The organism is Rhizobium sp. R693 (assembly GCF_002211315.1).
Taxonomy (GTDB): domain Bacteria; phylum Pseudomonadota; class Alphaproteobacteria; order Rhizobiales; family Rhizobiaceae; genus Rhizobium.
Map to the genome: position 1 here is coordinate 1 of NZ_LOKY01000007.1, position 22,963 is coordinate 22,963.

A 22,963-nucleotide genomic window follows, 5' to 3' on the forward strand; every position below is an offset into this window, starting at 1 on the left:
TGAAGACGCCGAAGCTCGATGGCGGAAACCTGACCTTCGAGGTCGCCGTTCTCGAGGGTGATCTCGCCGGAGCCGATGGTCCGGCATCACTGTTTATCGACTGGTTTGCGGCCCGCGGTCCGTACGGTGGCGTCGCCGTCGGGGGTATTGGCCGTGCGGCGGTCTGGCGTGGCGGCTGGTATGCGCATCCGGGCGCATACTACGGCGCCGGCGTCGTCGCCGGGGCGGCGCTGGGCGCGGCTGTCGCTTCCGAGCGTCCTTACTATTACCAGCATCCGGCGTGCGGATATTACCCCTATCCGCCTTGCTACTAGCACCAGGGCCAAGCGACATGCCCGTGCTCGTTTCGGTCCGGTGGGAGGTTTGCAAGAGCCTTCCACCGGAGGCGACAGGACTGAGGAGGTAGATTGGACCATCTAGCGAACCCGAACCCGGTATTCGAAATCTTCGTCGGCACTGTATTTCTGATCGTCGTCATTTTCGTGCACGGCGTGGGTATCCGGAGCATCGGCCTTCAGTTCAGCAAATCCTGGGCGCACGTCACCAGCGTCACATCTCACTGGCGCCTGAACCTGATGCTGTCAGTGACGATCGCCGCGCTGGCGCTCCTGCACTTCGCAGAAACTCTGATCTGGGCGGTTCCTCTCTATGTCAGGGATATCATCCCCTCTATGCGCGACAGCTACTATTACGTCCTCGAGAGCTATACGACGCTGGGGGAGGGCAACGTCACTCTCCCGGATCGGTGGCGTCTGCTTGGGCCGATCATAGCAATGTCCGGCTTGTTCACCTTCGGCTGGACGGGGAGCGTCCTGGTCAGCATCATGACCGACTTCGGCAAGTTCGACAGACTGCAGGCACGGCGGGAGCGTGTGGAGGAGGATAAGGCGCCATGAGGCGGTTCTCGCTTTCGCCGCTGCTGCTTAAGGTAAGCGTGCGACCCCAGCTTTCATCGATACCCTTGCTGCGAGATGAGGAGCAGCCTCTACGCGGCGAGCGACGTCGATCCAGCAATCTCGAGCCTAACCAACGGTCGGTTCCGATCAATTTCAAGTGCCAAACCTCTCGAAATCGAGAGACAACCAGTCAGCTTGTTAGCAGGTCTGGCGACAGCGGGTCCGACGTCGTCAGCGTGCGAGTTGACGCCCTGCTGCCCCGAAGTGATGAGACGAAAGGAAGAACCATGAGACCAATTCACGGCTATCTATCCACATTGATTCCGCCGTTCGCGGCAGGCGCTTTCCTGGCCATGCAAACAATTGCCGCCTTGGCGGAGGCACCGCCAATCCCCGAATCCATTGCAACGCCGAATGTCGTCGATACCAATATCGGCAAGTTCGAGTTCAAGGACGGTGTGCCGAGCAAGTCCACCGCAGATAGGCTCTACGACAATCTCGACTTCACCTATGCCTACCGCGCCTTCATGGACAACATGCGCGGCGTCAGCATTCATGCGCTGCGCAATGCCATGCAGGATATCGGCATGAAGGAAAACGAAGTTCTCGTCTTTTCCGAACTGATGGACGCCAAGTCGCTGTTTTTGACGGCCAATGCCGACACGATCTACGTCATGGGGTATCTCGACCTGTCCAAGGGACCCGTGGTGCTGGAGGCTCCGCCCAAGTTCCTGGGGGTCGTGCAGGATGCCTGGTTCCGCTGGGTTATCGACCTCGGTGGGCCGGGGCCTGACCGCGGAGAAGGCGGCAAGTACCTGATCGTGCCTCCGGATTACGACGGGCCGCTGCCGGAGGGCGGATACTATGTCGCCCAGGCCAGGACCAACACGATACTGTGGTTCGGCCGATCGTTCCTCGAGAACCATGACGATCCCAAGCCAGTGGTGGAGACAATCCGCAAGTTCACCAAGGTCTACCCGTTTGAGCCCGGTGGTGTCGGTACCCCCATCGCCGAGTTTCTTGCCGGCAAGGCCAAGTTGGGCAAGATCGACCTGCCACCGCCCACTGTCTTCCACGAAGGCAGCGGCAAGGTGATGAATACGATCCCCCCCAACGACTGGAGCTACTTCGAGATGCTGAACGAGGTGGTTCAGGGGGAGCCGGCCACCTCGCTCGACGCGGAGTTGATGGGGCCGCTGGCGGCGATTGGCATCGTCAAGGGGAAGCCCTTTGCACCTGATGAACGCATGAAGAAGATCATGAGCGACGCGCTCGCGGTGGGCAATGCAACCTCGCGCAGTCTTTTCATGTCCCCGCGTGATCCGAGCTGGTTCTATTATCCGAACTCGTCCTGGTTCAATTTTCTCTTCCTAACTGGCTACGAGTTCGAAACACCGATCCCGGAGATCACGGCCGAGGGCGTCAAACCATTTCCCGCGACCGGTTCTCGGACCATGGACGCGCGGACGAACTTCTTCTACGGCGTGACCGGTATCACCCCGGCCATGGCGATGCGGCTGCCGGGCATCGGCTCGCAATATCTGCTGGCGATGACGGATGCCGACAAAAACCACTTCGACGGTGCCAAGACCTACAAGGTGACGTTGCCGAAGGGTATACCCGAGGCGAATTTCTGGTCGTTCACGGTGTACGACAATATGACCCGCTCGATGCTCGACACGTCACAGCGCTATCCTCGCGCGGGCAGCCAGAATTATCCTTCACCCGCTGCCGAGGCCGGAGCCGACGGCTCGATCACGGTCTGGTTTGCCCCTGAGCAGCCGCAAGGCGTTCCGCGCGGCAACTGGATTCAGACCGACCCGAAGAAGGGCTGGTTTACGATTCTACGCCTTTACAGCCCGCTCGAGCCTTTCTTCGACAAGTCATGGCGGCCGAGTGAGATCGAACTCGTGAAATGAGAATATCGGCCCTGGTAATAAGCAGGGCCGCTATTTCTTGGGTCGCAGTTCTAATCCCATGAAGATGCGCAATATTGCACGAGCGCTTTGCGTTATGGCGTGCGTTCGAAGGATTCTCCAAGCGAGGCGACACCGTTCAGCTTGAGTAGGCGACGGTCTGCGGAAATGACCCCAAGCACGACAATCGTCACGAGGTAGGGAAGGCTGGCGAGAAGTTGCGAAGGCAGGTTCACGCCCACGGCCTGGGCGGCAAGTCCCATCAGGGAAACGGCGCCAAAGAGGCAGGCGCCGAGGAAGATGCGACCGGTGAGCCAGGTACCGAAGACGACGAGGGCGATGGCGATCCAGCCACGGCCGGCGATCATGCCATCGGCCCAGAGTGGCGTATAGACCACAGCGGCGTAGGCGCCGGCAAAACCGGCCATCGCTCCACCGAAGGCGACGGTTGCGACGCGCACTGCGATCACCCTATATCCGATGGCGTGAGCGGCTTTGGGATTTTCCCCGACTGCACGAATGACAAGACCGGTCTTGGTATAGGCAAACATTGCCCAGACGGCGAGGGTGGCGCCCAGTGACAGCCACACGACGATGTCCTGGACGAACAGGCCGCCGATGACCGGGATCTTGGAGAGCCCCGGAATGGCAATCTTTTGAATGCCAGGAACCGTCAGCGCCTCGTAGCTCTTGCCGAAAAGTGCGGAGAGACCCTGGCCGAGAATACCGATGGCAAGACCGCTCGCCACCTGGTTTGCCCGAAAACCGAGCGCGACGAAGGCGAAGATCAGTGACAGGATAGCGCCGCCCGCCCCGGCGGCGACGAAGCCGAGGAAATGGCCGCCGCCGTGATAGACGATGATGAAGGCGAGAACGGCGCCGAAGGCCATCAGCCCTTCGACCCCCAAGTTCAAGACTCCAGCGCGCTCGACCACCAGCTCACCGAGGGCGGCAAGCAGGAACGGCGTCGCGGCTGCGAGCATGCCGGCCAGGATGAACTCGATGGCGCTCATGATGGGCTCCGGTGTGCGCGCGGCCACTCAAGGCGATAGCGCACGAAGGCGATGGCGATGAGATAGGCGAGGAGCAGACTGCCCTGGAAGACGCGGACTGCGGCGATCGGCAGGCTCGCGGAAACCATGGCATTGTCGCCGCCGATATAGAGCGCGGCCATGATCAGCGCGGAGAAGACGATGCCGATCGGATGCAGCCCGCCGAGATAGGCAACTATGATGGCGGCGTAGCCATAGCCGGTGGAAATCGAGCGTTGCAACTGGCCAAGCGGCCCGGCAACTTCAGCGGCACCGGCAAGACCGGCGGCGAAACCGCCAATGAGAAGGGAAAGCCAGATCGCTGAGCCTTCGCTGAAACCGGCGTAGCCGGCGGCGCGCGGTGCGAGACCACCCACCTGCAGCTTGTATCCCATGAAGCTTCTTTGCATGAAGACAAAGGCGGCAAGCGAGAGCGCAAGCGCCAAGAGCAGCGAGACGTTGACGCGTGTACCCTCGATCAGCAGCGGTACCATGGCGTCATACTGGAACATGACGGATTGGGGGAAATTGAACCCGTTCGGATCCTTCCATGGGCCAAGGAGCAGGTAATAGAGCAATTGTGCCGCGACCAGGCTCAGCATCAGCGAGACGAGGATCTCGTTGGCGTTGAAGCGAACGCGCCAGAAGGCGGTGAGGGACGCCCACAGCGCGCCGCCGAGTGCGCCAAGCAGTAGCATCGCCGGCCAGATCCACTGGCCTGTCGCCTGCGGGAAGTAAATCGGGATGGCGGAGGCGAAGATTGCCCCGAGGATAAACTGACCCTCAGCACCGATGTTGAAGACCTTGGCACGAAAGCCGATCGCAAGCCCTTGGGCGATGAGAAGCAGTGGTCCGAACTTCAAGAGCACTTCCGAAAAGGAGGCGAAGGACACGAACGGTTCAAGCAGCATCGCATAGATGACGGAGACCGGGTCGCGGCCCATCAGCACATAAAGGCCGAGATTGAGACCGGTGGCGACGATGAGTGCAATTGCGGGCGCCAAAAGTGTGGCGGTGAGCGAGGCGCGCTCGCGTCTAACGAGGGCCGGAAGCAATGCTGCGGACGAAACGCTCATGCCAGTGCCTTCTCTGGTGATGCCTTTGCTCCGATCATATATCGGCCGATCTCCTCTGGCTTCGTGTCTCGTGGGACAAGCGGCTTGCTCAAGGTGCCGTGGTAGAGCACCTGGATCGAATCACTCAGTTCGAAAAGCTCTTCGAGCTCCTCGGAAATCACGAGGATGGCCATGCCCTCGTTGCGCAATTTAATCAGTCTGCGGCGGATCGCAGAGGCGGCACCGATGTCGACGCCCCAGGTTGGCTGAGCGACGAACAGCAGCTTCGGCTTCAACATGATCTCGCGGCCGACGATGAATTTTTGCAGGTTGCCGCCCGAAAGCGATCCGGCCTCGGCATCGGGGCCGGGCGTGCGGACATCAAATTGGCGGATGCAATCGTTGGTGAAGCCTGTTGCCCGCGCCTTGTCGACCAGCCCATGCCGTAAGAGATGCAATGGATGCGCCGTCAACAGGCTGTTGAGGACGAGCGACATTTCCGGCACGGCGCCGCGTCCGAGGCGATCTTCCGGGACGAAAGCAAAGCCAAGGCGACGGCGGGCGGCCGCATCGAGCGTGCCGACATCCTGGCCCATCATGAAGACCTTCTCGCGCGAGCGCGAAAGCACCTGCTCGCCGGAAATCAGTGCCGCGAGCTCGCTCTGGCCGTTGCCCGAAACGCCCGCGATCCCGAGGATCTCGCCGGCGCGCACTGTGAGACTTATACCGGAAAGAGCTACGCCGAAGGGATCGTCCGGCTGGTGATCGAGACCAACGATCTCAAGCCGCATTTCCCCGCCGGCATGGGGCACGGCCGGCATCGGTTCCGGCATGTCGCGGCCGATCATCATGCGGGCGAGATCATGGGCGTCGTGTTCGCGCGGGTCGACATTGCCGGTGACGCGCCCCGCGCGCAGGATGGTTGCCCGGTCGCAGATCGCCCGGATTTCCTCAAGCTTGTGGGAAATGAAGAGGATGGAGACCCCGCCGTCGCGCAGACGTCGCAAGGTGTCGAAGAGCTTGTCGACCAGCTGCGGCGGCAAGACGGAGGTCGGCTCGTCAAGGATCAGGAGCTTCGGATTGGTCATCAGGCATCGGATGATCTCCACCCGCTGCCGCTCGCCGACCGAGAGTGCATGCACATAAGCAAGCGGATCGACCTCGAGGCCGAAGTCGCGCCCGAGCGTACGGATACGGCCGATGAGATCAGCCTTCTTGCCGGGCACCACGAGCAGGATGTTTTCCACCACCGTCAGGGTCTCAAACAGTGAGAAATGCTGAAACACCATGCCGATGCCCCGACGCCTTGCCTCGGCAGGGGAGGCAAGGGCAAGCGTTTCTCCTTCCCAGACGACGGTCCCGTCATCTGGCTGTTCTACGCCGTAGACGAGTTTCATCAGCGTCGATTTGCCCGCCCCGTTTTCTCCAAGGATTGCATGGATCGAGCACGGAGCCACATCCAGATCGATGCCTTGGTTGGCATGGATCTGGCCGTAGGACTTCGAAATGCCGCGGAGCGACAGGAGCGGAGCGGTCACGAGCTTACTTCGGCAGCGGCGTGGTCACGCCCTTGACGTGCCAGTCCATGGCAATGATGTCGGCATCGCTCATGGTCGCGCCGGAGGCGACGACTTCGCTGCCATCGGCCTTGGTGACCGGACCTTGGAAGGGCGAGCCACTGCCATCGGCGATCTTGGCTTCGACGCTCTTGATCTTGGTCATCGTGTCGGCCGGGACGTCCGGGCTCCAGTCAGCGATATGAACGACTTTCTCCTTCATGCCAAGGAACGCATTGGCGCCCTTGAACGTGCCAGCGACATGGGCATCGACCGAAGCCTTGAAGAAGGGCGACCAGTCGGTTGCGGCACAGCCGAGGTAGAATTTCGGCGCGTACTTCTTCATCGAGGAGTTGAGGTTGCAGGAATAGACGCCGGCTGCCTCGCAGGCAGAAACGACTGATGGTGTATCCTGTGCGTTGGAAAAGATCACGTCGCAGCTCTGCGCGATCAGAGCCTTGGCCGCCTCCTGTTCCTTGGCCGGATCAAACCACGAATTCACCCAGACAACGGAGACTTCGGCCTTCGGGTTGACCGCCTGAGCGCCGAGCGTAAACGCGTTGATCGAGGCGATCAGTTCCGGGATTGCAAATGCGGATACCGAGCCGAGCTTGCCGGTCTTGGAGATGGCGGCGGCCGCCATGCCGAGCAGGTAGGTGCCTTCGAAATTTTTCGCGGCAAAGGGCGAGAAGTTCGGTGCAACCTGGAAGCCGGAGGCATGCAGCACGCTGACCTTCGGATTGCGGCGGGCGATCTGCAGGGCACCGTTCTGGTAGCCGAAGGAGCCGGCGATCAGGAAGTTGTTCCCGTCTGCAACCGACTTGTTCATGATGCGGTCGGCGTCAGGGCCTTCGGCGATGTTTTCAAGCACGCTGACCTTCACCTTGTCGCCATAGGCGGCCTTGACCGGCTCGAGGCCGTCCTGCAGCGCGCGGCCCCAGCCCACGTCACCGATAGGAGAGGGGACGACGAGTGTAATGCCAAGTGGTGCGTCGGCAGAAAGTGCCGCACGCCCCCCAAAGGCACCAGCGAGGCCCGCAGCCGCGGCTCCCTGCATCAATGTTCTGCGCGTGATCCTTGTCATGTCTTGGTTCCCCTTCTTGGTGTGTTAAAATTCCGCAGCGGCGAGAGCGGCTTCAGCCTCGGCAAACAGCCGAGCTTCATCGAGCCCCACGAACTCACCCTTCTGCCAGACGATGCGGCCGTTGATCATGGTCAGATCGGTCGGCATGCCGATGCCGACCTTGGCAATCAGGCTCAACGGGTCGTGTCGCGTGCCGACATAGTCCATGCGCCTTGTGTCGATCGCAAAAAGGTCTGCAGCCAGCCCCGGTGCAAGTCGACCGATATCGTGACGGCCGAGCAGGGCTGCCCCGCCTGTCGTCGCATAGCCAAGGAAATCGACCGGCGGCGGAACGGCGTGCTGGCGCGTCGAGGCAGCCAGGCACTGGAGCATATAGGCCGAGTGGACGCAATGCATCAGGTTCGAGTTGTCATTTGATGCAGCCCCGTCACAGCCGAGCCCGACCCGCAGGCCAAAGGCGGACATGGCGGGGATGTCGGTCACTTCGGCGCCAACGAGGTAGACCGGCTCGGGGCAATGCGAGACGCCGGTCCCGCTTGCCGCCATCTTGCGGAGCTCGTCATGCGTCAGCTCCCAGCAATGGGCGTAGAAGGTATCGGATCCGGCAAAGCCGAGTTCCGCGCAATAGTCGACCGTGCGCATTCCATGGCGGGCTTCGATGACCGGGCTTTCACCCTCGCCGACATGCGTGTGCATCTGGACGCCGCGATCGCGTGCCAAAGCGACCGATTGGACGAATGTCTCGCGGTAGCAGTTGACGGGTTGGCAAGGCGAAACGACAACCTGGCGCATGCTGAAAGGCTTGGCATCGTGGTAGGTGTCAATCAGGCGCGCACAATCACCGATGAACTCGTCGGTCGTCTCCAGCATCGCATCCGGGATCGTCGAGCCTTCGGACTTTGGCAGCGTGTTGCCGCCGCGACCGGCATGAAAGCGCATGCCCAGGAGGTCGGCTGCTTCGAACTGGCGGTCGATCAGTCGCTTTCCGGCATGTCGCGGGAAACAATACTGGTGGTCGAAGGCCGTGGTGCAGCCATGCTTGATCATCTCGGCCATCGCCGTTACCGAGGAATGATAAAAGCAATCCTCGTTCAGCCGCGAGAAGATCGGATAGATACGGTCGAGCCACTCGATAACCGAAAGCTTCGTCCAGTCGAGATCTGCCCGGTTGCGTACGAAGCACTGGAAGAAGTGATGGTGCGTGTTGACGAGCCCCGGATAGACGAACCAGCCGGTGGCGTCTTGAACTGCGGTCCCAACAGGCAATTCACCGCGGTCGAGGTTTTCACCGATGGCCTGGATCGCCGGACCGGTCGTCAGAACATCGACATTGCGCCGGACCGTCGGCCCCTTGCCCTCGTCGACGATCGCCGCTGCGCAGTTCTTCAGAAGGTAGCCGGCCATCTATTCGTCGTCCGGAGCGATCTGCGGCTCGGGCTTCAATTCGTGCAGCCGGTGGATGCCCGGCATCTCGATGAACGCGTCGAGCGCGCGGATGGCGCGCGACCAGAGGCGGATCGCCGGATAGGGATCGAGAGAGACGCCACCGTCTGGCGCGAGCGCCACGTAAGGGAAGCAGGCGATATCGGCCACTGTCGGACGCTCTGAGGCGAGGAACGACTTGCCGTGCAGGTTCTGTTCGACAAGTCCGGCCTCCAGTTCGCGGAGCGCAGCGGTCCCTTGTGTCTGCAGGAGGGCGATATCGCCGGGACGGTGCAGCATCTCATGCAGGCGTGCGCCTCCGAGATTGGTAGTCAGCCGATGTGAAAAGGAAAGCCACTGCTGCACTCGGGCGGCTTCGTCGGCTGTCGAGCCGCCAAGCCATTCCGGTGCGCTCTTTGCCGCAAGATAGACGAGCATGGCCGACGATTCCGTCAGCAGGAGATCTGCGTCCTCCAGGATCGGGATCGAGCCGGCCGGGTTGAGCGTCAGGAGCTCGGGCCCGCGATGCTCGCCGCCGGGGTGAAAGTCCACCGGCCTGATATCAAGCTCGACACCTGTAAGAGCCGCCATCAGCCGCACTTTGTAGCAACTGGGAGAGAGGATGTAATCGTAGAGCTTCATTGCGCCACCAGCTGTGCGCCATAGGTGTAGTCGTGGCGTTTCAGCCAGCGTCGATACGCGACGGAAGTCAGGTCGGCGCGCGTCGGTATCTCCATCCCGGGGTCAAGCGGCAGAAGTCGCGGGATCTGGTTTTCAAGGATCGACCGGTCCTGAAGGAAGATCGTCTGTTGAAAGTGGATCAGATCGGTCATTGGGGTGACATCGTCGAATAGCGCCATCCATGGCCACACATCGCATAGATCCTCAGCCAGCGGCTGCACGAAAAGGGTGATCACATCCCACTCTGCGGGGCGGGGTGGGCAGGTCTTGTAGAGCACGGAGCAGGTTGGAGCCGGCACGCGGTACATGTATTCCGTCGTGATCCCGCCGCTTGCCGACTTTGCCGCCTGCGGCTGATAGAACTTCACCTGCGTTGCCCAGACCTCGTCCTCGACGTCCCGGATTTCGACCTTGTAATTCTGAACCTCCGTGTGTGGCTCGGCGCCAAGAATATCTGTGTGCACGAACGGGAAATGCGCAATGTCGAGAAAGTTCTCGACCGCGCGAAGCGGCGAGCAGCGCACCCGCACGACGCCGACATCGACAAACCGCCGACCCGGCTGGTCAGCCTCGGGGATTGCAAACAGCTCCTTGTCGGGAGTGCCGAGCGAGGACCAAACGTGTCCATAACGGACGCGCACAGGCAGATCGCGGCCGCTGCGAGATGTCACGGTGGCCTTGCCATCCGCATTGACCGAGACCTCGATCGGCTCGCCCATCAGAGCGGTTTCATATGCACGTTCGTTGAGCCGGCTGAAAAGGCCGACCGGATACCACTCGTTGCGCATCGCTCCCAGTTCCATCACGCGATCCCTTTTGCCTGGACGTCTTCTGCCGCCCGCCGCAAGGCTTCGGCGATCCGTGACGCAAAGATGCGCTGGGACACAGGGGCATCGCCCTTCAAAAGTACGTGGATCAGCGTCTGATCCTGCTCCTGTGCAACAAGCAGCAGTCTCAGCTCCGTCGAATTGCCGGATGTTCGCAGAAGGCCGTCGGCGCCGCTCTTTGCGCCGGCTGCCGCTTCAATGGCGGCAATGCCGGCATTTGCCATCAGCGAACGCAGGGGAACGAGGCCTTCAAATCGTGGCGGTTGGTCCGTCGGTTCTCCAACGGCCACCCAGATCACGCCGTCGGCTTCCTGGACTTGTTGTGTTGCGACGCGGATCGTTTCGGGCGGCACGAGCCCCGGATGGGCCGGAATACGCAGACAGTTTCCGGCCTGCGCATAACTCCAGCCGTGATAGATGCAGGACAGAGCCTCGCCGCGGACAAAGCCATGCGACAGGCGCATGCCACGGTGAGGACAGCGATCTGCAGATGCCGCTGGACGCCCCGAAGCACTTCTCCACAGGGCGATGGGTCCGGCTGGTGTGCGTGCCGGCATTACCGTTCCTGGCGGCAAATCCGCGGAAAGGGCGACTGGCGTCCAGATGCCCGTCGTGTCGGATCGCATGACTAGACTTTCTTAGCATTATCAATATTTTGCCTGCGCCACGCGCGACGGCTGGGTCATTGGCATGTTGCAGGCTGCCATCACGTTTGCATAATAGTTTCGCATTGGCAACGCTGATTAAATAAAAGGCAGCGGAAAGTTGAGCGGTAACCGCTACCCCTGTTTTGCGTCGGTGATGATTGGCGTGCGGAGTATCGTTTCCACCCAGACGTCAATCGGCCCAAGCGAGCACCCGATCTCCATCATATCGATCAATTCTGCTGGCCCGGCAACCTCCAGTTCAATCCGGTGCGCACTGGTATGAGATATTGCCTGCGACAGGCCAAGCTTTGCCGCGTGACGGCGAATCCAGGGAATGAAGGAGGCGGCCTCAAGGTCGCCAAGGATCGTGATCCGCTCCTGCAGGTGGCTTTGATGCTGTTCCATCATGAAGGTCTCGCGCTTTCGCCTTGATGACAGCATAGCGTCTAAATGAGCTGGTAAAAGCCCCGTCTGCGCTTGTCCAAAGCCCGCGGGTTCGCGTGAAGACGGGGTCCTGCTTTGGCAGTGCTCAGGCATCGATGGCTGCGGTCTCCCTGTTGTCGCGGTTTTGACATGCGTCAACTGCATGGAAGCCATGCCTTGTCTCAATGCGCCGTGGTGTCCATTTAGGGGCCAGGCGATCGTCGCCTAAAGTGCCCGCCAATGAGAAAGATTGTGTAGCGGCTGGAAGGTCGCCTCGCGGCCATGCGCGTTTGGGAGCTCTCGATGCAGGAACCTGGCAAGACACTTGATGAAATGACGCTGCGCGAACGATCGAGCATCATGTCGATGGTCGCCGAAGCGCTGGAAGAGACTGCAGGGCAGGCACAAGAAATCGGTGACATCCGCTATGCTGTCAATTCGACCTGTCTTGCGAACACGATCCGTGGACTTGTCAGCGATCTCTCGCCACGGGAGTTGAGGGCCGCGGCCATTCTCCTCGAGCAAGGGATCTCGCTCGTAGCTTCGTTCGAGGACCGGATGCGCGGTGGAAGCACCCTGCATTAGGCGTGCGGCGACATCGCCACCGGGGGGCTTGGATGCCAATTGCACCCCGCGGGGCAGCGTCGGAGCGAGCCACACAAAAGCGCGCGTTCTTTTTTTGTGAGAGTGTATCGCCGGCTCGATCGCCAGGTGCGGCTGACTGCTAGAGGCTGCCGCGCATCTCCACATGCGGGCAGGTGCCGAACCTCTTCGCGGCCGTCGATACGGCTCAAGAGCGTTTCTGCAGCCGTGCGACCAATTGAGCGGTGTTTTGATCGACGCTGGTTAGCCCAACGAGAGCGAACGGCGAATTGTCGTAACCAATGATGGCGAGGTCTTCGGGAACGCGTACGCCACTTGTTCGAGCCGCGTTGAGCAGCGGCACCGCATCAAGATCCGACGAGACGAATACTGCGCGGTGGCGGTCTTGCGCTTTAAGGAACTCGCGACCTACCGATCCATCGCAACAGGCGGCGACGGGCCAGATGTTGCATTGCATCTGGAACATTGAAACGGCTGTTGAATTGCTGTCAACAAAATTGAGTTAGGAAGAACGGCATGAGCTACAAGGTTGCCCATCTTGATTCGCGCAAACGCGCTCTCGAAAAGCAAGAGAGTCGCGATCGGGATCAGGCGCGCCTGAACAATGGTTCGGTAAGCCCCTCTCAGTTGCGCCGTGAGAACTCCGCGTTTGCTGTACTTCCTTTTCATGGCTACAAGATGGTTGCTATCGGCGGCAAAGCTTTGGCTCACTCCTAAGGGAGTGCCGGAGATGATTGTCGATGGCGGCGAAGATGCCGAACCGCATCTCACAGCAGAAGAAATTCAAACCCTTCTAGGCTTATTATTGTCGGCGGGTAGACGATCAATATTTGGGCCGAACTTTATCATGGCATGGACGAGGATCTCGACGCTCTCGGCGAACTGACGAGCAAGGATCTCGATTTCATCACAACCGGGAAAACTCGGGAACCGCGATCTGAGCGTCGCGATGTTTGTAGGATGCGCAACCACTCCATAGGATCGCGGCGATCCTACGAGGTCAGCGACTCGAAGTCTGGTGGCCCCTCGAGCAGTCTGGTGATCAACAGTCTGCGGATGTCCTTAAATCGGCGAGTGATTAAAGACAGGCATCCGCGTGCCTTCTGACACTCGGCTGAGGTAAACCCGGGCGGTATCGAGCGCTTCGCGAATTGTCACATCCATATCAAGATAGCGATAGGTTCCGAGCCGTCCCACAAAGGTGATGGATGTTTCGGCGCTTGCGCGTTGCACATACTGGGTCAGCTGTTCTTTGTCTTTGACGAGCCGGATTGGATAATAGGGGATGTCCTCATCGCCGCAGATACGAGAGAATTCCCGATAACAGACGGAACCCTTATGTTCTTCCCAGGGCGAGAAGTGCTTGTGCTCGGTGATGCGCGTATAGGGTACAGACACGTCGCCGAAGTTCATGACCGCGCAGCCTTGATAGTCGCCATCATAGTCGAAGCGTTCAAAATCAAGTGTCCGATATCCCAATGGGCCGAATTCGTGATCGAAATAGCCGTCGAGCGAGCCGGAATAAAACACATGCGCAAAGTCTTCCTTTTGCGTACGATGAAACCGGGCGTTGAGGTTCACGCGGATGTTGGGATGGTCCAGAATCCGGTCAACCATCTCTGTGTAACCATTCTCGGGCATCCCCTGGTACTTATGCGCGAAGTAATTGTCGTCATAATTGAAGCGTACGGGAAGCCGCTTTAGAATGGACGCCGGCAATTCCGTCGGCGAGCAACCCCACTGCTTCTGCGTATAACCTTTGAAGAAGGCCTCGTAGAGATCGTTACCGACAAAGCGGAGCGCCTGCTCTTCGAACGTTGTCGGGTCCTCGATCGTTTTGTCCGCCTGGGTCTCGATGAAGGCACGGGCATCGTCGGGCCGGAAAGTTTTCCCGAAGAACTGATTAATCGTGTGCAGATTGACAGGCAATGAATAGACTTGACCCTTGGAGGTTGTCTTCACGCGGTTCTTATAGGGCATAAAGGTCTGGAACTTATTCACATAGTCCCAGACTTCACCGTCATCCGTATGGAAAATATGCGGGCCGTACACATGGACCATCACCCCAGTTTCCTTGTCGCGCTCTGTGTGGCAGTTTCCTGCGATATGGGCGCGCATATCAAAGATCTCGACCTGATGGCCGGCCAGCGCAAGTTCCCGGCCGATGACCGCACCGGACAGTCCTGCGCCAACGATACCAATTCTTCCATTTGCACGCATTCCGGAACGCTCCAGTCTCGTATTGAGAAACACTAGAAAAAGGTGTTACGCAGCGATCGAGCTGCGCATCAGTTCGTCGTAAGCACCGATCAGACGATCCAGCGCCAGGCCCTGCTCCTGGGGGCCGAAGCTGAGATGGCTCACCGTGAAATCCGAATAAATCGCAGTGGGTCGGCTGAGGAGTTCCGGCAGATCGACTGTCAGCGCTCGCTCGTCATCGCCTTTCGGCAGTGCCATATGCACGAGGTCCTTGCCAAGCCAGGCAATAAAGTTGATCGATTGGCGCTCCTTCCATTCGATTACTTTGTTCGGCAAAGGCAGATGCTTGCCATTGGTTTGCAGGAAGTAGTCGTGTAGCTCGTTCGCACGCTCTGCGCTTTGCCACAGGCTTCCTCCAAACCCACCCGCAGGTCGCTCAAAATGACCGACATGATCGGGAATGGAACCGGCCACCTGCTGCCAGTGAGCACAGACGCCGTTGTTCACCACATTGGCCGAAACAATCACATATTTTGGGTTTGTCCTCCGGAACTCAATGAAATCACTGAGTTTTTCGAGATCCATGTAGACAATGTCGTCATCGCACTTCAAAAATATGGAGTCCGAAAAGGACTGTAACCGTGTCGCGTAGAAGTTATAGGCTTGCCAATAGGGCATCTGCTCGTTCGGGTTCCCCACGAAGCGGTGTATCCGCGACCGCACGTCGCCCAGCTCCAGGGAGGCACCCCAGCCGCCGCGGACCATGATCGATGCACCGGCAGAGATATCCAGGTCGCTCCAGCTCCCAATCGACACATTATTCACATGGAGCGAGGGGATACCCGCCGCATCGACGTTAAGCACGATCTGGTTTGGAGTGCCTGGTGACAGAATGCCGGGGGTTGCTCTGCTCCAGATGGCAGGAATATCGTTGCGATCGAAATTACTCAGCCCGCTACGCGGCAGCTTCCGCAGGACGGAGTGCGAATTGTTCCAGCCGCCCACTACCACCTCGAAATAGTCTTCACCGTCGTCATTGGGAATGATTGCAAGGTGAAGGTCGTTGGTGATCGTTGCGCTGAGGCGAAGCGGCTGATTGGGCGCTACCGACCCTTTCGATTGATACGGGGCGTCGGCCCCCATGAAACGAACCGGCCCAAATTCACGCGTGACCCATTCGTGATCTTCCTGCGAGCGCGTGAAATCCCAGACATGCCACTCGTCTATGATTCCGGCATCCATGGCTGAGTGAATATATCGGGTCAGGATTTCCATTCTCTTCTGTCTGCCCGCAAAGGTGACAAGTATAACTGGAGCCATTTCAACCTCTTTTCCTCAAGTTGGTTGCGCTCATTGCGCAGGAGCAATTTCTGCCGTCCACAGACGGTCGTCATACGGGATAGGGGAAAGGGCGTGCCAGTTTGCCAGCTTCTCGATATATCGCTGCCGGTAGGCGGCGCTATCGTCGAACTCGATGTTCTCGTTCATGATCTCCACCCCGACCTCGTAGTAGACGTCGAGGTTTCTCAGATCGGGCACGGGTGTTTCGCCGCGCTCGCACTCGCCCTGCATTTGCCAATACAATTGCTCGAGACGGCGAACGAGAGCCGGAATGTCGCGAAGAACGCTGGCATCGCGCTGGCGCTCCAAGGACTGCCTTACGGCACTCAGGGCCACACGATCCTCCGCAAATGCGATGGCTTTACCAACGTAGTCGTCTGGCCCGTCGCATATCAGTTCCGGCACACCCGCCGCAGCGACGATGCTGGCACAAAACCGTGATGCGAAGCCATTGCCGGGGAAGGTCAGGACAGGCAATCCCATTGTGACCGCATCGCCTGCCGTGGAATGCGCTCCATAAGGAAAGGTATCTAGAAAGAGATCGGCCACCCCGATGCGTGCCAGATGCTTCGGATTGGGGGCCTTGGAGGCGAAGATCAGGCGTTCCGGTGCCACTCCTTGTTGCTCGGCGGCTTGCCTAAGCCGCTGATCGACATCTTCGCCTCCGCTCAGCAACCAGAGGACACTGCCGGGCGTTGCGCAGAGAATAGTCATCCAACGAGCAAAGCAGGCAGCGGTGATCTTCTGCATGCCGTTGAAGCAGGCAAAAATGAACGCACCCTCAGGCAGCCCAACCTCCGCACGGTCCGGCCGAGGCGCGATTTGCCTCTTGCGGTCGACGGGTTGGTTGCAAGGTATCCGGAGCACTTTTTCCGAATAATAGATCTCGTGGCCAGGCGGGATGATATGCTCGTCGGCGATGATGTATTGGTGGAATGGACTTCCCATGGTGCCGGGATAGCCACAGAAAGCAACGATCACCGGCGCCGGCCGATAAGCAAAGATCTTGGTGCGTGCATGTTTCGTGTAGCCGTTGACATCAATGAGAATGTCGATCTCGTCTGCGATGATCTGCCTTGCGGCATCGCTGTCGCTGATCATCGAAATATCGCGCCAGCAATCGACGGCACTCACTATGCGTGATTGTGTTGCATCGGCTGTACGCGCTTCACCACAATAATAGGCGTAGATCTCGAGGGTGCTCTTATCGTGCGTCTCGAAGACCTCGCTGAGCGCAAAGCCGACCGCGTGGTCGCGCAGATCAGACGACACATATCCAATACGCAACCGTTGCGCGGTATTGGATTTTTGACGAGGGGCAATGCGCGCAAACCCTGTCAAGTCGGGCCGACCGACAAGCGACGTGCAATAGCGATAGGCCTTGGCAAGCTGGAAAATGGGATCGTCGGCATAGCAGGCGAGGGTCAGGGGCGACAACGCGTCCAAGAGTTGTCGCGCGGAGACGTGTTCCGAAGGGACCAATGTCGGCCATTTGCACTGGCGTTGCCGCAAAGAGGTCCAATGCTGACCTGATTCAATCTTATCGGGCCGCAACTCCATTGCCTGCCAAAGGGTCTTTTCCGCCTCTTCCATAAGCCCTGCGTTCTCGAGCACTCGACCGATATGCTGGAGAATCATCAGGCGATGTGTAACGCGTTCGGGTGTGATCTCGGCCGTCATCTCCGCAAAGGCCTGCCATTGCTGGATCGCCTGTCCGGTCAGACCGGCATCCTCAAGGGCGCGGCCAAGATTGATATGGCCCTGGCCGAATCGCGGCTCGATCTTCAAGGCAGCGCGCAACGCATTGATCGAGCCGCTCAGATCACCCAGCTGCCGCAGCGTAACGGAATAATTGAAGTAGACCAGATGCAGTAGGGGGTTGGAATCGTTGTACGCAATCCAAGACCTGTAAAGTTCCCCGGCTTGCTCTCTTTGTCCGGCGGAATTCAAGCTCTCGGCACACTGAAACAGCCCCGTCACCGAAAGTTGCTGTTGTCGTGCGCGTTCAAGTAGAACCGGGAGTGGCGAAGGAGGCGCTGAGGCAAGATTTGTGTTGATGTTCATAGAAATTCCGATGACAGGCGGCCGACACTGAGAACATGTTTTGAAGCGTCATAGTCGCGTTAGCTTGCTTTGGGCTTGTGCTTTCATTGTTTGCTCGGTTTGCCTCTGCTATTCCGTCTGGAACCGGCATCATTCGCATTGCCGATCTTCCGAAAAGAACATAGGAAGTCTTCGTCTCGCGAAGACTCAGATCCTACAAAGTTGTTTTATCTGTATTATTGGCTCTCGAAGAGGCACGTAATGCATGCATTTCGGGTCCTGCTGAAGACTTTCGACGCCTGCATCTCGCCGATATGTTGCCAAATCGGGTCAGCGGCTTAGCTTCGTGTCGGAAGCAAGCCTTTGCTTGAACCTTCTCGATCCAACAGAATTTGCATTGTCCAAGTCTGAGACAAATTTGTCCTTGGATTCGGCCCGTTAACTCAAAATTTAACCTTGGCCGCTACCTCTTCTCTCAGAAGTCCACAGTTCGCAACTGGGTGAGACTTCGGCAAAATGAATGGACCAATCCTTTCAGGAGGGGACCTCATTCGTGGGCGTAGGAAGCAGGATGCTTTTGTCCTGTCTGCATGAAGCCTTCCTGCGCTAGGGCTCCCGCGAGCCATGTCCTCAATCCGACATTTCCGTTCATCGGGACGCTTTAGCGATCGAAGTTTTCGCGTCGAGATGAGCGGGCGCCGCATATGGCACGCGCATTACGTAGCTGAGCCTCGGACGAGGGGTCGCCGCGTTTGTCTCGTGGTCGGCAGCACCGGTGATGTCCACAAACGATTAACCTCGAAGGCTCGCGTCCATGACTTCCATCATCAGCTCCCTTAGCGCCAATCAGATCAAGTCCCTTTCGACCATCACGATCGCCTCGCTGACCACCAGCGACATCGCAGTGATGACGACCACTCAGGTCAAGGCTCTCTCCTCGGCCCAAATCGCGGCGCTCAGCACCGACGATATCGCGGCCTTCTCCACCGGGCAGATGAGCGCCATTGCGGCCACCTCGGTCGCTGGCTTGACCCTGAGCCAGCTTGCAGCTCTCGACACCTCGAAGATCGAAAGCCTGGCGTCGACTCAGGTCGCGGCACTGAATTCAACACAAGTTGCCGCGTTGACGTCATCCCAAGTCGAAGCGTTGACCTCTTCGCAGGTCGGTGCCATGACCTCGGCGCAGATCTCGGCCCTGTCCACTGATGACGTTGTGACTTTCTCGACCGCCGATGTTGCTGCGATCTCCGCTGCTGCGCTGGCAGGCCTTTCCACCGGCAACCTCGCAGCCCTGTCGACCGATCAGGTTGCGGCCCTCAAGACCACCCAGATTGCCGCACTGAAGACGGCCCAGGTAGCGGCTCTGACGACTGCGCAGATCGGCGTCCTGAGCTCGTCGCAGATCAATGCTCTATCCGGCACGCAGGTGGCGGCCCTGAGCACCGACGATCTTGCCGCACTCTCCACCGATCAGGTCGCCGCGCTGAGTTCCAAGGCCATCGGCTCGTTGACGACCACCCAGATCGGTGCCCTGAGCACGGCTCAGGCCGAGGCCCTGACCTCTGCCCTTGTCGGCGCACTGAGCTCCGTCCAGATCGCGGCGCTGTCTTCCGCAGACATCGCGACCTTCTCGACCGCCGACATTGCGTCGATCTCGGCGACTGCCCTGGCGGGTCTTTCTACCGACAACCTCGCAGCCCTGTCGACGGATCAGGCTGCAGCGCTGAAGACCACGCAGATTGCCGCGCTGAAGACGGCCCAGGTTGCGGCGCTGACGACCGCCCAGGTCGGCGTCCTGAGCTCGTCGCAGATCAATGCTCTGTCCGGCACGCAGGTGGCGGCACTGAGCACGGATGATCTTGCCGCGCTCTCCACCGACCAGGTCGCCGCGCTGAACACCAAGGCCATCGGCTCGCTGACGACCACTCAGATCGGCGCTCTGAGCACGGCCCAGGCCGAGGCCCTGACCTCCGGTCAGGTGGCTGCCCTCGGATCGGCACAGATCGCGGCGCTGTCTTCGGCAGACATCGCCACCTTCTCGACGGCCGACATTGCGGCGATCTCCGCTGCTGCCCTGGCAGGCCTTTCCACCGGCAATCTCGCAGCCCTGTCGACCGATCAGGCCGCAGCGCTGAAGACCACCCAGATTGCGGCACTGAAGACGGCCCAGGTTGCGGCGCTGACGACCGCCCAGGTCGGCGTCCTGACCTCGTCGCAGATCAGTGCTCTGTCCGGCACGCAGCTCGCGGCCCTGAGCACCGACGATCTTGCCGCACTCTCCACCGATCAGGTCGCCGCGCTGAGTTCCAAGGCCATCGGCTCGCTGACGACCGCCCAGATCGGTGCTCTGAGCACGGCCCAGGCTGAAGCCTTGTCGACCGCCCAGGTGGCTGCGCTCGGCTCGGCACAGATCGCGGCGCTGTCTTCGGCAGACATCGCCACCTTCTCGACGGCCGATATTGCGGCGATCACCGCGACTGCCCTGGCAGGCCTTTCCACCGGCAATCTCGCAGCCCTGTCGACGGATCAGGCTGCAGCATTGAAGACCACGCAGATTGCCGCACTGAAGACGGCCCAGGTTGCGGCGCTGACGACCGCTCAAGTCGGCGTCCTGAGCTCGTCGCAGATCAGTGCTCTGTCCGGCACGCAGCTCGCGGCCCTGAGCACCGACGACCTTGCCGCACTCTCCACCGATCAGGTCGCCGCGCTGAACACCAAGTCTGTCGGTTCGCTGACGACCACTCAGATCGGCGCTCTGAGCACGGCCCAGGCCGAGGCCCTGACCACCGGTCAGGTGGCTGCCCTCGGATCGGCACAGATCGCGGCGCTGTCTTCCGCAGACATCGCCACCTTCTCGACCGCCGACATTGCGGCGATCACCGCGACTGCCCTGGCAGGTCTTTCCACCGACAACCTCGCAGCCCTGTCGACCGATCAGGCTGCAGCGCTGAAGACCACGCAGATTGCCGCGCTGAAGACGGCCCAGGTTGCGGCGCTGACGACCGCCCAGGTCGGCGTCCTGAGTTCGTCGCAGATCAATGCTCTGTCCGGCACGCAGCTCGCGGCCCTGAGCACGGATGATCTTGCAGCCCTGTCGACTGATCAGGTCGCCGCGCTGAACACCAAGGCCATCGGTTCGCTGACGACCACTCAGATCGGTGCGCTGAGCACGGCCCAGGCTGAGGCCCTGACCTCTGGCCTTGTCGGAGCACTGAGCTCTGTCCAGATCGCGGCCCTGTCTTCGGCAGACATCGCCACCTTCTCGACGGCCGATATTGCAGCGATCTCGGCTGGTGCCCTGGCGGGTCTTTCCACCGACAATCTCGCAGCCCTGTCGACGGATCAGGCCGCAGCGCTGAAGACCACCCAGATTGCCGCACTGAAGACGGCCCAGGTTGCGGCGCTAACGACAGCGCAGGTCGGCGTCCTGACCTCGTCGCAGATCAGTGCCTTGTCCGGCACGCAGCTCGCGGCCCTGAGCACCGACGATCTCGCAGCCTTGTCGACAGACCAGGTCACCGCGCTGAACACCAGATCCCTGGCCTCGCTGACGACCACTCAGATCGGCGCCCTGAGCACCGCTCAGGTCGAGGCTCTCACCTCGACACAGGTCGCCGCCTTGACCCAGGCGCAAGTCGCCGCTCTGTCTACCGCTGACATTGCCACCTTCTCGACCGCCGATATTGCGGCGATCTCGGTGGCTGCCCTGCCGGGCCTTTCCACCGACAATCTTGCAGCGCTGTCGACCGATCAGGCTGCAGCATTGAAGACCACCCAGATTGCCGCATTGAAGACGGCCCAGGTTGCGGCTCTGACGACCGCTCAAGTCGGCGTCCTGAGCTCGTCGCAGATCAGTGCTCTGTCCGGCACGCAGCTCGCGGCCCTGAGCACCGACGACCTTGCCGCACTCTCCACCGATCAGGTCGCCGCGCTGAACACCAAGTCTGTCGGTTCGCTGACGACCACTCAGATCGGCGCTCTGAGCACGGCCCAGGCCGAGGCCCTGACCACCGGTCAGGTGGCTGCCCTCGGATCGGCACAGATCGCGGCGCTGTCTTCCGCAGACATCGCCACCTTCTCGACCGCCGACATTGCGGCGATCACCGCGACTGCCCTGGCAGGTCTTTCCACCGACAACCTCGCAGCCCTGTCGACCGATCAGGCTGCAGCGCTGAAGACCACGCAGATTGCCGCGCTGAAGACGGCCCAGGTTGCGGCGCTGACGACCGCCCAGGTCGGCGTCCTGAGTTCGTCGCAGATCAATGCTCTGTCCGGCACGCAGCTCGCGGCCCTGAGCACGGATGATCTTGCAGCCCTGTCGACTGATCAGGTCGCCGCGCTGAACACCAAGGCCATCGGTTCGCTGACGACCACTCAGATCGGTGCGCTGAGCACGGCCCAGGCTGAGGCCCTGACCACCGGTCAGGTCGCTGCCCTCGGATCGGCACAGATCGCGGCGCTGTCTTCCGCAGACATCGCCACCTTCTCGACGGGCGATGTTGCTGCAATCACAGCCACTGCGCTTGCGGGGCTCTCGACTGACAACCTCGCAGCCCTGTCGACCGATCAGGCTGCGGCGCTGAAGACCACCCAGGTTGCCGCACTGAAGACCGCCCAGATCGCCGCGCTCACCACCGCTCAGATCGGTGCCTTGAGTTCGTCGCAGATCAATGCTCTGTCCGGCGCCCAGGTGTCGGTACTGAGCACGGACGATCTCGCAGCCCTGTCGACCGATCAGATCGCCGCGCTGAACACCAGGTCTGTCGGTTCGCTGACGACCACTCAGATCGGTGCTCTGAGCACGGCTCAGGCCGAGGCCCTGACCACCGGACAGGTCGCTGCGCTCGGCTCGGCACAGATCGCCGCCTTGTCCACCGATGATATTGCGACCTTCTCGACCGCCGATATTGCGGCGATCAAGTCGACCGCAATGCCCGGTCTTTCCACAGACGACATCGCGCATCTGTCCAGCGACCAGCTACTGGCCGTCACCACGGCGCAGGTGTCAGCACTTAACACCTCTCAGGTGGAAGCGATTATCGCGGCATACCACGCTATCTAAGATATGGCGGAGCGGGGCGATCATGGTCATGATCGCCCCGCTCATCTCGTTTGGCATCTGTCTGCGGCTCTATTGCCTGCGCCGCACCTGGGAGCATGCGAAAGCAGCTGCAGTAAGGTCCCGTTCTTCGGCCGTCTCGCCATGGATCGAAGGACAAGCTGCGCTACGACATACAAG

Annotated in this window: 17 protein-coding genes and 2 pseudogenes; 6 read left to right on the top strand and 13 right to left on the bottom strand. The window is 60.2% G+C overall.

Annotation, left to right across the window (positions count from 1 at the left end; genetic code table 11):
• From ATY79_RS08235 to ATY79_RS08245, 3 genes and pseudogenes are all read left to right on the top strand, one after another.
• Positions 1-314: pseudogene (locus ATY79_RS08235) on the top strand (hypothetical protein); the annotation flags it as partial.
• Between the two features lie 93 nt (positions 315-407).
• Complete coding sequence (locus ATY79_RS08240) at positions 408-896, top strand: ion channel (RefSeq protein ID WP_088703440.1); 489 nt, start codon at positions 408-410, stop codon at positions 894-896.
• Between the two features lie 287 nt (positions 897-1,183).
• Entirely contained in the window at positions 1,184-2,815 is a 1,632-nt protein-coding gene (locus ATY79_RS08245; protein WP_088703441.1) for a DUF1254 domain-containing protein, read from the top strand.
• A 92-nt stretch (positions 2,816-2,907) separates the two neighbouring features.
• Here the strand turns inward: ATY79_RS08245 and ATY79_RS08250 are convergent, their stop codons facing one another.
• From ATY79_RS08250 to ATY79_RS08290, 9 genes are all read right to left on the bottom strand, one after another.
• Positions 2,908-3,825, bottom strand: coding sequence for an ABC transporter permease (locus ATY79_RS08250; RefSeq protein ID WP_088703442.1), 918 nt, complete (start codon positions 3,823-3,825; stop codon positions 2,908-2,910).
• The gene (locus tag ATY79_RS08255; RefSeq protein WP_088703443.1) at positions 3,822-4,919 is read right to left on the bottom strand and encodes an ABC transporter permease; all 1,098 of its coding nucleotides are present in this window, start codon (positions 4,917-4,919) and stop codon (positions 3,822-3,824) included. The genes ATY79_RS08250 and ATY79_RS08255 overlap by 4 nt, the downstream gene beginning before the upstream one ends.
• Positions 4,916-6,436 (bottom strand): ABC transporter ATP-binding protein, encoded by a 1,521-nt coding sequence (locus ATY79_RS08260; RefSeq protein WP_088703444.1) that lies wholly within the window; start codon positions 6,434-6,436, stop codon positions 4,916-4,918. Before ATY79_RS08260 ends, ATY79_RS08255 begins: the two co-directional genes overlap by 4 nt.
• Before the next feature lie 4 nt (positions 6,437-6,440).
• Positions 6,441-7,538, bottom strand: coding sequence for a BMP family ABC transporter substrate-binding protein (locus tag ATY79_RS08265; protein WP_088703445.1), 1,098 nt, complete (start codon positions 7,536-7,538; stop codon positions 6,441-6,443).
• A gap of 24 nt (positions 7,539-7,562) precedes the next feature.
• The gene (locus tag ATY79_RS08270; RefSeq protein WP_088703446.1) at positions 7,563-8,942 is read right to left on the bottom strand and encodes an amidohydrolase; all 1,380 of its coding nucleotides are present in this window, start codon (positions 8,940-8,942) and stop codon (positions 7,563-7,565) included.
• On the bottom strand, positions 8,943-9,602 hold the full coding sequence (locus tag ATY79_RS08275; protein ID WP_088703447.1) for a glutathione S-transferase family protein: 660 nt from the start codon (positions 9,600-9,602) through the stop codon (positions 8,943-8,945).
• Positions 9,599-10,444: an aromatic ring-hydroxylating dioxygenase subunit alpha gene (locus ATY79_RS08280; RefSeq protein WP_088703448.1), complete on the bottom strand. Its 846-nt coding sequence runs from the start codon at positions 10,442-10,444 to the stop codon at positions 9,599-9,601. The genes ATY79_RS08275 and ATY79_RS08280 overlap by 4 nt, the downstream gene beginning before the upstream one ends.
• Positions 10,444-11,094, bottom strand: coding sequence for a Rieske (2Fe-2S) protein (locus ATY79_RS08285; RefSeq protein WP_088703449.1), 651 nt, complete (start codon positions 11,092-11,094; stop codon positions 10,444-10,446). The genes ATY79_RS08280 and ATY79_RS08285 overlap by 1 nt, the downstream gene beginning before the upstream one ends.
• Before the next feature lie 153 nt (positions 11,095-11,247).
• Positions 11,248-11,523 carry an acylphosphatase gene (locus ATY79_RS08290; RefSeq protein WP_088703450.1) on the bottom strand — a complete coding sequence of 92 codons (276 nt, stop codon included), beginning with the start codon at positions 11,521-11,523 and terminating at the stop codon, positions 11,248-11,250.
• A 318-nt stretch (positions 11,524-11,841) separates the two neighbouring features.
• Here ATY79_RS08290 and ATY79_RS08295 point away from each other — a divergent pair, with 318 nt between their 5' ends.
• Complete coding sequence (locus tag ATY79_RS08295) at positions 11,842-12,123, top strand: hypothetical protein (RefSeq protein WP_088703578.1); 282 nt, start codon at positions 11,842-11,844, stop codon at positions 12,121-12,123.
• A gap of 139 nt (positions 12,124-12,262) precedes the next feature.
• Here the strand turns inward: ATY79_RS08295 and ATY79_RS08300 are convergent.
• Positions 12,263-12,547, bottom strand: a pseudogene (locus ATY79_RS08300) (substrate-binding domain-containing protein); the annotation flags it as partial.
• Positions 12,548-12,657: 110 nt separating this feature from the next.
• Here ATY79_RS08300 and ATY79_RS08305 point away from each other — a divergent pair.
• Complete coding sequence (locus ATY79_RS08305; RefSeq protein WP_088703451.1) at positions 12,658-12,858, top strand: hypothetical protein; 201 nt, start codon at positions 12,658-12,660, stop codon at positions 12,856-12,858.
• Positions 12,859-13,203: 345 nt separating this feature from the next.
• Here ATY79_RS08305 and glf read toward each other — a convergent pair whose 3' ends face one another.
• From glf to ATY79_RS08320, 3 genes are read right to left on the bottom strand one after another with little or no spacing between them, the layout of a single operon-like run.
• Positions 13,204-14,361: a UDP-galactopyranose mutase gene (gene glf, locus ATY79_RS08310; protein ID WP_088703452.1), complete on the bottom strand. Its 1,158-nt coding sequence runs from the start codon at positions 14,359-14,361 to the stop codon at positions 13,204-13,206.
• 45 nt (positions 14,362-14,406) lie between these two features.
• Positions 14,407-15,660, bottom strand: coding sequence for a hypothetical protein (locus tag ATY79_RS08315; RefSeq protein ID WP_088703453.1), 1,254 nt, complete (start codon positions 15,658-15,660; stop codon positions 14,407-14,409).
• Positions 15,661-15,690: 30 nt separating this feature from the next.
• Positions 15,691-17,745, bottom strand: a complete 2,055-nt coding sequence (locus ATY79_RS08320; RefSeq protein WP_088703454.1) for a hypothetical protein — start codon at positions 17,743-17,745, stop codon at positions 15,691-15,693.
• 793 nt (positions 17,746-18,538) lie between these two features.
• Between ATY79_RS08320 and ATY79_RS08325 the strand changes: the two genes are divergently transcribed.
• Positions 18,539-22,786, top strand: coding sequence for a hypothetical protein (locus ATY79_RS08325; protein WP_245312328.1), 4,248 nt, complete (start codon positions 18,539-18,541; stop codon positions 22,784-22,786).
• Positions 22,787-22,963 lie beyond the last annotated feature (177 nt).